The following is a 12,143-nucleotide window of genomic DNA, read 5'->3' as shown; positions in this document are numbered from 1 at the left end:
ATTAGCGCAATTATTACATTAAATAAGCGTATGTCACGCAGAAAATATGGTAAATAGCGATCCTATTTATAAGGCCTCATTGAGGCCCTACAAATATGTGGGAGTTAAAATTTGTATGTTAGAGACAGGTAGGCACTTGTCGGCGCACCATAAAAGCCAACAGTTTGTAAGCTGTTTATGTATTTTTCGTCGGTGATATTATTGACGTTAGCTTGCATGGCTAAATATTCTGTAATATTCCAGCGAGCAAATGCGTTTAATAACAAGTAGCTACCTTGCTTTACGTTGTAATCTGTATTTTCAATTTTTGACTGCCAACGACCACCAAGGCCGACAGTTAAAGAGTCTAATAGGGAATAATCAGCAGAAAAGCCAAATACATCGCGCGGTGCCCATTTATTTGTATCGTTACCATCTTTATCAGTAACATCAAGCTTAGTATAGGAAGCAACGATGTTTAATTGATCTGTAATATTACCAACGGCTTCAAACTCATAACCTTTAGATTCAACTGAGGCACCTTCGTAATAATAGATACCAGCAGATGTGGTCCCAGCATATTGAGCGAAATTTTCTTGCTCAGCTGTAAATATCGCAAACGACGTCATTAGAGAATCATCAAGCCACTGCACTTTTACACCGGTCTCAAAGTTTTTACCCTTTGTTGGGTCTAAGTATTGGCCATCAAAATCAGTTTGCTCTTGTGGCTGGTAAATATCAGAGTAACTAGCGTATAAGTTAATGTCATCATGTACCTTATACGTTAAGCCAAAGTATGGGCTTGTTTCGCTTTCTTCGTTTAAAATATCAGCGCCGGCATTATTACCAGAGCGTTTAAATTTGATGGAGTTAAAACCTGCAACGGCAAATAATGAGTCAGTTAAGTTAATTTTTGCAGAGCCAAAGTAACGAGTTAATTTTTGATCAATATCTGAGTACTCTGCTTTTGGTAACCAGTCAGGTTCAGGGATGGCATCTAGCTCATATGGAAATGCTGGAGTCGGGCCATAGGCTGGAGTGTTGGCAAAATCAAAACTATATTGATACATTAAGTCATTACTTTTAGCGACACTTACACCAAAATTAGCTTCGTGCTCACGGTCGAATAATTCAAATGCACCAAACGCTTTGATTTCATATATATCGGAGTCAATCTCACTGTCATATCGACCTGGCCAGCCAGATAAACCTAAGTTTGTATCTTTATCAATGGTGCCGCTGGCATAAAACAGTTTGTCTTGCTCTTCAAAAGCGCGATAGTTATAACTGGCCTGAACTTGCCATGAGTTAGCAAAAATATAGTTATACTCAATAAATGCCGAGCTGTTAACAGTATCCCACATTGTCCAGTCTTGAGTGGTGGTATCGCTTACATCCCACTGGGCCTGCGTTCCATCACTGTAGTTATAAACAAGGCCGCCCCAAGTATTGCCATCGGTGTCCGCATCTTGGTAAGAGTAACCTATTGTTATTGTTGCGTTATCTGTTAATTGTCCGTCAACAATAGCAGAGAAAAACTCACGACTATTCTCAAGACCATCGAGGTAAGATGCTTTATCTTCAGCCGCTGCAACAAATCGAGCAGCCCAACTGCCAGACTCTGTTAATAACACAGAGTAATCAGCTTGGACACGTTTAAAGTCCCATGAACCGATTGAAACGCCAACTTCACCACCATTTTCATTTTTTGGTCTTTTACGAACATAGTTTAGAGTTGCAGAGGCATTACCAACACCGGTTAATAAGCCGTTTGCACCGCGGATCACTTCAATATTTTCGTAGCCATATGCTTCCATGGCACCGGTTACTATGCCCCAATCATTAGGTAAGCCTACGCCATCTACTTGAGTACTTTTGATTTCGAAACCACGCGCCGTATAGTTTGTACGATTTGTTTCCCATTCTTCAACATTTATACCTGGCGCGAGTCGTAAGGCATCATTAATGTTAAAAGCAGCGTAATTTTTTAATTGTTCAGCTGAAATAATGCTGATCGATTGTGGCGTTTCATCAATCTCAAGCGCTAAGCCCGTTGCACCTTCACTAATTCGATTTTGGCGTACACCGACAATTTCAAGTGTTTCAATATTTGTGTCGGCTGTTGTTGACTCTTCCTGTGCAATACTCATATGTGGGGTTAGCGCATAAATTACTGCTGCAGCAACGGGAAGTTGGCGAAATTTCATTCTGATCTCCAATTAATAGCATAGGGTATATATTATTGTGATTTTTGCATAAATCAATCTCATATAATAACGCAATTGATATGAGTTATCATTACTGTTTCTGTGTTTTTATAAAATGAACGGTTGTGTTTTTTTTGGGGTGCTAAAGGCCCTTATATCAATCTAAGGGCCTCAGGGTCGGTGAAGTATTAGATGTTGATTGTGGGTTTACCCAAGATAAAGGCAGTTAATAAGCCGATTAGTAAGCCAGATGCCGTTGCAACGAAAACCCCAGCAATACTGCCATAAACAGTGATAAAACAAATAAGCGCAAGCACAAATGTGGCTAGACTAAGCAGGCGTTGAACTTTAGTCGCATTTCTAAGCAGTAAGCTAGTTGCAACTAATAGTAAACAGCCAAGAGTTAAGTAAAAATATGTCATACAGTTACTCCTTGTGCGTTAGCGTGTTCGGTTAATTTAAATTGCTTAGCGTTAATGCGTTGAGCTGCAAACATGATCAAGGCTCCGATGATTAAAAAGCTGATATCGACCACAGTTACCAATAAGTTATTGGCTGTAAAAGCATGACTTGATGAAAGCGCTAAATTCAGTGGCAAAACAGCCACACAAGCAGCCCCTGTTAATGTTAACGTGACTTGTAAGTAACGATGGTAGTTAATCGGTATAATGGCGAGTAAACACCAGGCTAACCATGAATAAAAGAACAGTGGCCCAAAGTAATCGTTATGCATTTGCACTGGCACAAAGTTATTTAATAATACTTGCGCAGGAAATAAAATAGCAGTGGCTAATACTAAACCACCACAGCTGCCAATGATTGCTCTATTCCAGCGTTGATAAGCAACCTCAGTTAATGTTGGATTGCTGCCGCGGCTGCGTTTGGCAAGCCACATCATCATGCCTGAAAGCGGTAATAATGCCGTTGTTAAACCTAGTAATGCCCAAATAAGTTTAACAAATATGCCTGCAAAATTACCAAAATGCAGTGGAAATAACAGCTCTAACACTTTAATTGCAGGGCCTGGGATATCACCAAAACTACTCATTGATTTACTAAATTCGCCATTACCGTGGTATTGCAATAATTGCGATGCAACAGCATCACCACCAATTAAGCGTAGGTACACTTCAGCATTGGCGTCGTTATGCGCCATTATGGTTAAGTCGATGACTTTTGCTTTTGGATAGCGCGCTTGAGCATCAATCAAAATAGTATTTATATCAGTTGCTTGAAAGTTATTTGTAATGATGGGTTCAGGCATTGCAGTGAATTTTTCGACTAATTTATCTTGATCACCACCAAAGCTGACAAAAGCCGCTGCGGGGAGCAAAATGATGGTTGCTAAACCTAAAAATGCACCGGTGAAGCCAATAACACCATGAAATAAACTGCCCCAAATCCCCATGATTTTATGGGCGTCATTAACGACTACATCTAGCTCTTTTTTGCGCCTAAAGGTAAAGAGTTCTTTAATCAGTTGGCGATGAATAAACAACCCGGTGATTGTTGATACCAGTAAGGTTAAACCTAAAAAGCCAGTAAGTATTAAGCCAATAGGGCGGCCTAAATGTAAGTCAGCATGAAAATGGCCAATAAAGGAAGGGGCATCGGTTTTACGTTGTTCGTAAAAATACCCTGCCGCACCATAATATTCATTAACCAGTTCAAAGTTACGTGGGTCAAATTGATAGGCATATGCCGCTTCTTCATCGTAGTTTTCATCACCTTCATGAGATTCAAATAAAATAGTCAGAAGGTGAGTATTATGGCCGGTGGGTAAGTAAACGTGAATGTTCTCGCCAAACTCTTTAGGGACTTTTTGATGATATTGATTAATAAGCGCGGTTACTTTTTCACTGGGTACTGAACTCAATTGATGTAATTCAGGATTGGCCCAAATTTTTAATTCTGGGCGGCTTAATACCGCTAAAGCACCTGTAAAGCATACGATAAACAGCAAAATAGCCGTGACTATGCCAACCCAGCTATGCAGTAAAAAGAGTTTTTTTAATGTAATTGATTTCATCCTTGCGCCCCCGACAATGCCATAAAACTTAACCCTGCATGGCTGAATATAATTACTAACATCACACTAAAAGGTTGCCATGCTTTTTCCGCCATATAGGCGTAAATAAATAACCCCGCCCAAATAAACGGGAAAAGCATAATTGGAATGAGTATTTGTTGTTCTAAAGCAAAGGGTAAGTAGGTTGTCATACCCGGGATCATTACAACGGCAGTAATTAATGCCAGTAAACAAGCCATTAAATGGCGGCGTTTTGTTGCAGAGAAGGTTGTTTTTTTATTCATTATTAATGTGCCCCTTGAAGGTGACTACTTGTTAGTAGCCACCCACTTGCATACCTTGTTAGAAGTTAACTTCAAAGCGTACACTGGCTGTACGAGGCGAACTTAATGTTTGATTACCAAACCCAGCAGGTGCGAGGGCTATATACTCTTCATCTAAAAGGTTTTCTACTAGGGCATAAACCCCATAGTTTTGCCATTGATAACCAATGCGCGAGTTAACTAACCAATGAGCATCGTTACGCGGCTCAAGGGCTGTTGCTAAGCGTTGTGAGCTGCCTGTATAACTGGCATTAAGATTAGCCACAAAGCCTTCATCACTAGCGTAATCTAGACCAACAAGTGCAGTCCACTCTGGTGCGCCTTCGAACGAGTAACCGCTGTAATCTTGTTCTTCACCATTAAATGAAGCACTAAATTCGTCAAATTCTGTTTTTGAATAACCAATACCACCGTATAAATTGGTAGAAGGGGTTAATTCATAACTTATCTCAGTTTCAAAACCTTGCACATGTGATTCACCGACATTGCGAGTCTCACGGTCATATTGATTACCAGATAAATAAACAGAAACTTGTTGATCAGTCCAATCGAGGTAGAACAAGTTAGCATTGACGACTAATTTTTGATCAAGCCATACAGAGCGCAAAGCTAATTCGTAGTTCCAGGTATACTCTGGATCGAAAGTAAAAGGTGTCGCTTGTGCTATGTTGGTACCGACTCCCCCTGAACGATAGCCTTTTTGAATGGTGAAGCTCGTTGATACGTCCTGGTTGAAACGATAAGTTGCACCTAACTTAGGAAGCCATGCATCAAACGTTGCATTTTCTACAGGTTCATCACCCGAGGCACCATCAGCCATTGCGTATAACTGTTGGTTTATACCACCTATAAGTTGCGCTAGCATAGGATCTGCGGCAAAGCTCTCCGGCTTAGGCAAGGCATTTTGTGTTTGTTCTGTGATGTAAATATCGGCATTAGTACCGTTCGCTTGCTCTTCTTTATCGTAGCGCAGGCCTGCAAAAATATCCCAAGCTTCATTTACTTCATAGGTAAAGTCAGTAAATATGGCCTTAGTCTTTACCTTTTGCGTAAAATCAGAGCTTTGCCCGATATAAACAGGATCTGCGCCAGTGTAGAACTGTAAAACTTGATCCGCTAAAGCGGCAGGTAAGCCTAAACCACCGTATTGTGCTGGTGCCGTTAATAACGAACGTACGCCCAGTTGTTCAAACGAGATCCCGCGCTCACCGCCGCTGCTATCAAATACATCTAAATCTGAATAATAAACGCCAATAAGGCCTGAGAGTTTTTCGCCCTCATAGGTAAAACGCACCTCTTGGGTAGTGGTTTTATCAGTACGTGTATCTGTCAGAATAGATTTAGGTTCTTGCATGCTTGCATCGCCATCCCACTCATAGCCATATACAGCGTCTGAATAAGTTGAGATTGAAGAGAATGACCACTCATCAGAGATATCATAATCAAGGTTTAATATGTATAAATCAGCCTCTGTGGATTCAAAGGTAGGGGAATCTAAATAGACAAAACGATCATCATAAATATTATTGATTGGGTAATCTTCATGGCCGCTTTGTTCCATTACCCAATCAACGCCTTTTTCGTTTTCACTGTGCATAAAGCTTAGTTGGGCTTCAAATTCTGGTAGAGCTGAAGGGGTATAGCGTAATTTTGCGCGATAAAATTCATTGTTATCAAAGTCAGACTCTTCACCGCTAGCCACATTTGTGTTGTAGCCGTCAAAGTCACGCTTTTCTGCGCTGATACGAAATGCTAACTCATCTTCAATTAAGCCGCCGCCAAACGCTACTGCCGCTTCTTTTGTGCCGTATTCACCCATGCCAATACGACCTTTAAAATCATATTCTTGTACCGCATCACGGGTTTTCATTACCACAGCACCGGCAAGTGAGTTACGCCCTTGTAAAGTCGACTGTGGGCCACGTAGTATTTCGACTTGGCTTATATCCCATGTTGAAAAAGCCCCTTGTTGCATAATACGATACGGCACTGGCGCACCATCTACATAAACACTAGCAAGCCCGCCAGAGCCGCCATCAGTGACTCCAAATGCATCAATACCGCGAATATTAAAACCACTGCCATCAGTGCCTGATGCATTCGGTGTGCGTGCTAATACGTCGTAAAAGTCATTCAGGTTTTCGCGCTCAATCGTTTGGCTGGTAATAACCGCTACACTTGCAGGAGTGTCTTGTAATGTACGGTCAATCTTTTGGCCTTTAACCATAATTTTTTCGATGCCTGAGTCATCGGCAACAGCTAAATTGGTGAGAGAAGAGGCAATAGTCAGTGCAATTGTTGATTTGATGAGCTTACGCATTAGCGACTGTAGTCCTTTGGTAACTATAAATGATAATGGTTACCATTGTATATTGATGTGCTTTTATTAACAATCGTTAATAGAGTAATTACTAAATAAATTATTTAACGGGTAAATTACAATGCACTGTTTTAATTTATTCTAACTACAAAGATAAACACGGAATAAATTGCTTTATTAAATTGGCTACATTATTGTTTGGGTAGGATAAAAATACTACCCTCATCAGTTAAATATTGAGCTTAGAATTTGAGCATTAAGGAGCTACACTTTGAATTTTCTGAGAAGTTTTCATGATATAGTATCAGATCAAACACAAAGCTTTGATGAAAAAGTAGATAAGCTTCTTAAATTTGGACTTGAAGTTTTTGATTTAGAGATTGCGATTGTAAGTAAGGTTATTGATGGTACTTACCTTGTTAAGCACGTTATTACACCTGATAATTCATTACCTGTAGGTACTACCTTCGATTTAGAAGGCACTTATTGTGTCCATACATTGGCAGCTGGCAGTGCAGTTGCTTTTAATAAAGCCTCAACTAGTTGTGTGGCAAACCACCCCTGCTACTTAAATTTTAAATTAGAGTCTTATATTGGCGCTCCAATTATAGTTGGTGAAGAAATATATGGGACTGTTAATTTCTCAGCAGCCAAAGTCTCGCCTCCTTTTTCAGATCAAGCTTACGATTATGTTGAACTGCTTGCACAATGGTTAGGTGTAGAAGAAGCCCGCAAAAGAGCAACTGAGCAACTAATACAAAATAACAGCACTTTACTAAAACTAGAAAGCGTTGCAAAAATTGGCACGTGGGAAGTGGATTTACTGTTAGATAAAGTAACATGGAGTGAACAAACTAGGCGTATTTATCAAGTTCCTTCGTCTTATCAACCGGACTTAGAGTCTGCGATTGAATTTTTTACAGCAGGAAAGAGCCGTGACAGCATTACTAATGCTGTTGAGACAGCTATTGAGAGCGGGAATAAGTGGGACTTAGAACTACAATTAATTACTGCAAATAATCAAAGTATATGGGTTTCAACGTTGGGTGAAGCTGAGTTCGTTGACGATAAATGTGTACGTTTATTTGGCACGCTACAAGATGTCACTGAATCTGTTGAACTTCGTGAAGAGCTGAAAAATAAAAAAGCGCTTGCAGAACGAATGCTCGAAGATAGAAGTATGTTACTAGCAAAAATAAGCCATGAGCTACGTACACCACTTAATGGCATAATAGGTATGCTAACCACTTTACTCGATGAACAAAATGAAGAGCGCCGAGTTGAAAAGTTAAAAGTTGCATTAAGAAGTGCAGACATATTACTTAGTATAATTAATGAGGTGCTGGATTTTTCGAAAATTAATCATGGTGAGCTTAAATTAGAACCTAATCACTTCTTATTAAAAACAATCTTTGTGGATTTAGCCTCTCTTTATTTACCTCTATTTAAAGACAAAAATGTTGATTTTCAAACTTCTATAAAAATCGATGATAACTGCTGGGCTTATTGTGACAATGCCCGATTGAGCCAAATTTTGTCTAACTTATTAAGTAATGCACTTAAATTCACAGAAAGCGGAGGTGTAAACCTTACTGTAAGCTCTTTTGAACAAGCGCCTAAAATAATGTTGGATATAACGGTTTCGGATAGTGGCCGAGGTATGACCAAAGAGTTTTTAAAATCATTATTCTCTCCTTTCACGCAGGAAGTTGATGTAACAAAAAGCGTCGGTGGAACAGGACTAGGGTTGGCAATAGTAAAAGAGCTTGTTGATTATATGCATGGCACTATTGCGGTACAAAGTACTTTAAATAAAGGAACTACTTTTAACATCCAAATACCATTAGAAATAGGGACCGCTCAAGTTGAGCATTTTGAGCGAAATGCATTTGAAGTGAGTATTGAAGACTTGTCAGTTTTAGTGGTCGATGATAATCAAATAAATAGGTTAGTACTTGAGGCATCACTTGATAAATTGAATATAAAAGCAGACTTTGCTGTTGATGGCCAAGACGCCATATTTAAGTGTGAACAAAAACAATATAACCTCATTTTTATGGATTGCGTTATGCCTCAGCTTGATGGCTTAGAAGCCACTAAAATCTTACGAAAAACAAACTTAAGTCCAATTGGCGATACTTTAATTGTTGCGCTAACTGCCAACACCTCTGCCACTGATAAAGTCGCTTGTAAAGAGGCAGGCATGGATATGTTTATTTCTAAGCCATTTAAACTACACTCAATAGAAGAAGCTGTCATCCGCGTTTCTGAACAATTAGCTAGTAAGGGCTAATATAAATAACCTCCCCTAAAGCAGGCTCTATGATTAAAAATGATTTAGTTAGTTTGACTGATGTCCTAGAGTTAATGCTGGATGCGGTTTGTGTTGTTGATAAAGAGGGTCGTTTTTTATTCGTAAGTGCTGCTTTCAAAACTATTTTTGGTTATCGTGCTGAAGAGGTTATTGGCCGACCCATGATAGAATTTGTTTATCATGAAGACAGAGAGCTTACGCTTGAAACTGTCGAGATATTATTATCTGGTGCAGCAAACCCTCGCTTTGAAAATCGCTGGGTCCGTAAAAATGGCAATATAGTGTCTGTTTTATGGTCTGTATGTTGGTCAGAGCAGCACCAGGTACGAATAGCCGTTGCGCACGATATTACTGAACGTAAAGAGATGGAAAAAAAGCTGCATTACTTAGTAGGCCATGATCCACTAACTAATTTACCTAACAGAATTTTGCTTTTAGACCGTTTAAAAACTAGCTTGCTTAAAGCTGAACGTGACGTAACTTTGTTGGCCGTATTGTTTATCGATATAGATGGCTTTAAAGCCGTTAATGATAATTTTGGTCATCATATTGGAGATCAATTATTAACGGCAATAGCGCAACGATTATTACGCTGTGTTCGTAAGTCTGATACTGTCGGACGATTAGCGGGGGATGAATTTTTGATATTGTTACATGATGTAAAAAATCATAATAATGCCCTGCAGCTCGCAGAAAAAATAAGGTTAGCGTGTGAGCGTTCTTTTGTCATTGAAGGTCAATCACATACAATTTCCAGTAGTATTGGTATGGCCATTTATCCAGACAAAGGCGACAATGATCGCCAATTAATTCAACATGCCGATAAAGCTATGTATGCAGCCAAAAAAGCGGGTGGCAACCGTGTAGTAAGTGCTTAACCTAAATGTTACATAAATTATTGACTTGTTAAATCTTAATGGGTAGATTGTACCTGCAACTACTGAAAAACTTTTTAATTCCCCCTCCTTCGATTTCCTTTGATTTCGTATTTAGCTGTACCCGATAAAAAGCTTTATCGCGTACATTTACTTACTTTATTACAAAGGTGAAATATGAACCAACTTGGTTTTAAACACGTTTTAATCGTTGTTGTGGTTGGGTTACTGGTAATTGCTTTAGGGCTGACCAGTTATATATCAATTGCACAACTAACAAAACTGACAACAAAAGATCTTATTCATACTATTCAAACCTCTTCAAAATATGAAACAAAAAACATTGAGAAGTATGTGAGTGATAATGCTCGTCCTGTCGTTGAATTAGCAAGTTTATATAAACAATACGACTATCAAACAAGCCATGAAAAATACATGGAATTTGCTGCTCGCATAGCAGGGGTTTATAAAATTACTCTAGGTTTCGATGATGGTACGTCTTATGTTTCTATTGCTTCATCGAGCACCTTCCCCAATGGCATTGGTCGAACTGAAAAGTACGATCCGCGTACTCGCCCGTGGTATCAACTTGGTAAAAAGGTGAATAGCTTAGCATTGAGTGATGTATTTTTTACCAAAGAAGGCGCGCCAATTTTAGGCGCCGTGCAACCGATTAAAAATGGTGTATTGCTTGCTGATGTAAGATTGGATCATTTACAAAAAACATTAGAAGGCGTAAATGTCATTCCAGGTGCAGTTTCTATGATTGTTGATGCGGATGGTCTGGTACTGGCGTCGACAGCAGAGTATGCCAAAATTCGCTCGTACATTCATGAAATGGAAGACTTTAATGATGTATCAGGACAGCTACTAAATAATGAAACCACTATGATTGAGCAACAAATCGAAGGGTTGCCTAGTTTTGTGTTTGCGACACAAATTAACCTGATGGGCTCTGAAAAGTGGTATTTAATTAATGCGATTGATAAAAAAACAGCACTGGCGAGCGTTAATAAAGTCTCTTGGCAGCTAGTCGTTTGGTCTGCAGTGATCGCCGTTATTTTTGTGGTTATTTTGATTGTGGTACTTAATCATATTTATCGTCCGGTAATCGCACTTAAAGAGTTAGTTTTAAGCTTATCAAGAGGCGATGGTGATTTAACACAACGCTTAGCGGTGCGTAGTAATGACGACTTAGGTGAAATAGCCCATGGTATTAATCTATTTATAGAAAGTCTGCATACCATGATGTTAGACGTCAAAACAGTAACGAACAGCTTATCTAATGGTGTTATCAACCTTCGTGAGCACTCAGATACCACAACAAAAATATTAGATCAGCATCACTTAGAGACTAACCAAGTTGTTACTGCCATGGATGAGCTAGGCACAACTGCAGAACTTGTTGCGCAAAATGCCAGTGAAGCGGCACAATTTACTCATGAGGCAAACGATTCTGCTGAAGCTTCAAAAAGTACCATTATTAATGCACAGCATAGTTTAACTAAGTTGATGGGTGAAATTGATTCAGCCAGTAAAAGTGTCACTACGATGAGTGAGGAAACCCAAGACATTAGCTCTATTTTAAATGTTATTGGTGCAATCGCTGATCAAACTAACCTTCTTGCACTCAATGCAGCGATAGAGGCTGCAAGAGCGGGAGAGCAAGGACGTGGTTTTGCCGTTGTTGCCGATGAGGTCAGGGCATTAGCAGCTCGCACGCAAGATAGTACCGGTGAAATTGAAAAGGCGCTGGCTAAGTTACAAAGTGGTGCAAGTAATGTTGTTGACTCAATTGGTAGTACAAAAAATAGCAGTGAAAAAACGGTAAACGAAGCAGTCGGCATTGCCTCTAGCTTAGAAGCTATGAATGGATATGTTAATAAAATTAATGATATCAGTATTCAAATATCGAGTTCTGCTGATGAGCAAAATGTAGTAATTCAGAGCATTAGCCAAAATATGAATCGTATTCACTTAATGGTAGAGAAACTGACTTTTAGTGGTAATACCGTTCATGACGAGGTCGATGAAATTGCCAAATTAAATAACCAGTTAAGCGATATCGTAGGTAAGTTTAAATTAAACTAGTTGCT

Annotated in this window: 8 protein-coding genes; 3 read left to right on the top strand and 5 right to left on the bottom strand. The window is 39.3% G+C overall.

The genetic code is table 11. The annotated features are described in order from the left end of the window. Window positions 1–104 precede the first annotated feature (104 nt). From NQT69_RS11340 to NQT69_RS11320, 5 genes are all read right to left on the bottom strand, one after another. A complete protein-coding gene (locus NQT69_RS11340) occupies window positions 105–2,186 on the bottom strand; it encodes a TonB-dependent siderophore receptor (RefSeq protein WP_444860511.1) in 2,082 nt (693 codons plus the stop codon). A gap of 188 nt (window positions 2,187–2,374) precedes the next feature. Continuing rightward, entirely contained in the window at window positions 2,375–2,608 is a 234-nt protein-coding gene (locus NQT69_RS11335; protein WP_256827780.1) for a hypothetical protein, read from the bottom strand. Beyond that, window positions 2,605–4,215 carry a PepSY-associated TM helix domain-containing protein gene (locus tag NQT69_RS11330; RefSeq protein WP_256827779.1) on the bottom strand — a complete coding sequence of 537 codons (1,611 nt, stop codon included), beginning with the start codon at window positions 4,213–4,215 and terminating at the stop codon, window positions 2,605–2,607. The genes NQT69_RS11335 and NQT69_RS11330 overlap by 4 nt, the downstream gene beginning before the upstream one ends. Then, on the bottom strand, window positions 4,212–4,499 hold the full coding sequence (locus NQT69_RS11325) for a hypothetical protein (RefSeq protein WP_256827778.1): 288 nt from the start codon (window positions 4,497–4,499) through the stop codon (window positions 4,212–4,214). The genes NQT69_RS11330 and NQT69_RS11325 overlap by 4 nt, the downstream gene beginning before the upstream one ends. A gap of 58 nt (window positions 4,500–4,557) precedes the next feature. Next, window positions 4,558–6,858, bottom strand: coding sequence for a TonB-dependent receptor (locus NQT69_RS11320; RefSeq protein ID WP_256827777.1), 2,301 nt, complete (start codon window positions 6,856–6,858; stop codon window positions 4,558–4,560). A gap of 271 nt (window positions 6,859–7,129) precedes the next feature. On the opposite strand from NQT69_RS11320, the gene NQT69_RS11315 reads away from it, so the two are divergent. The 3 genes from NQT69_RS11315 to NQT69_RS11305 all read left to right on the top strand — a co-directional run bounded on the left by NQT69_RS11315 (window position 7,130) and on the right by NQT69_RS11305 (window position 12,138). Then, a complete protein-coding gene (locus tag NQT69_RS11315; RefSeq protein ID WP_256827776.1) occupies window positions 7,130–9,151 on the top strand; it encodes a hybrid sensor histidine kinase/response regulator in 2,022 nt (673 codons plus the stop codon). A gap of 29 nt (window positions 9,152–9,180) precedes the next feature. Beyond that, window positions 9,181–10,050 carry a diguanylate cyclase domain-containing protein gene (locus NQT69_RS11310; RefSeq protein ID WP_256827775.1) on the top strand — a complete coding sequence of 290 codons (870 nt, stop codon included), beginning with the start codon at window positions 9,181–9,183 and terminating at the stop codon, window positions 10,048–10,050. Between the two features lie 174 nt (window positions 10,051–10,224). Continuing rightward, window positions 10,225–12,138 (top strand): methyl-accepting chemotaxis protein, encoded by a 1,914-nt coding sequence (locus NQT69_RS11305; protein ID WP_256827774.1) that lies wholly within the window; start codon window positions 10,225–10,227, stop codon window positions 12,136–12,138. The last annotated feature ends 5 nt before the right edge of the window (window positions 12,139–12,143 follow it).

The organism is Pseudoalteromonas shioyasakiensis (genome assembly GCF_024518675.1).
GTDB lineage: Bacteria > Pseudomonadota > Gammaproteobacteria > Enterobacterales > Alteromonadaceae > Pseudoalteromonas > Pseudoalteromonas shioyasakiensis_B.
This window is presented reverse-complemented; position numbering and strand designations above follow the sequence as displayed.

Excerpts from the sequence above, each read along its gene's own strand:
- NQT69_RS11320 (WP_256827777.1), bottom strand. The coding sequence starts at position 6,858 with ATGCGTAAGCTCATCAAATCAACAATTGCACTGACTATTGCCTCTTCT.
- NQT69_RS11305 (WP_256827774.1), top strand. The coding sequence starts at position 10,225 with ATGAACCAACTTGGTTTTAAACACGTTTTAATCGTTGTTGTGGTTGGG.
- NQT69_RS11335 (WP_256827780.1), bottom strand. The coding sequence starts at position 2,608 with ATGACATATTTTTACTTAACTCTTGGCTGTTTACTATTAGTTGCAACT.
- NQT69_RS11340 (WP_444860511.1), bottom strand. The coding sequence starts at position 2,186 with ATGAAATTTCGCCAACTTCCCGTTGCTGCAGCAGTAATTTATGCGCTA.
- NQT69_RS11310 (WP_256827775.1), top strand. The coding sequence starts at position 9,181 with ATGATTAAAAATGATTTAGTTAGTTTGACTGATGTCCTAGAGTTAATG.
- NQT69_RS11330 (WP_256827779.1), bottom strand. The coding sequence starts at position 4,215 with ATGAAATCAATTACATTAAAAAAACTCTTTTTACTGCATAGCTGGGTT.
- NQT69_RS11325 (WP_256827778.1), bottom strand. The coding sequence starts at position 4,499 with ATGAATAAAAAAACAACCTTCTCTGCAACAAAACGCCGCCATTTAATG.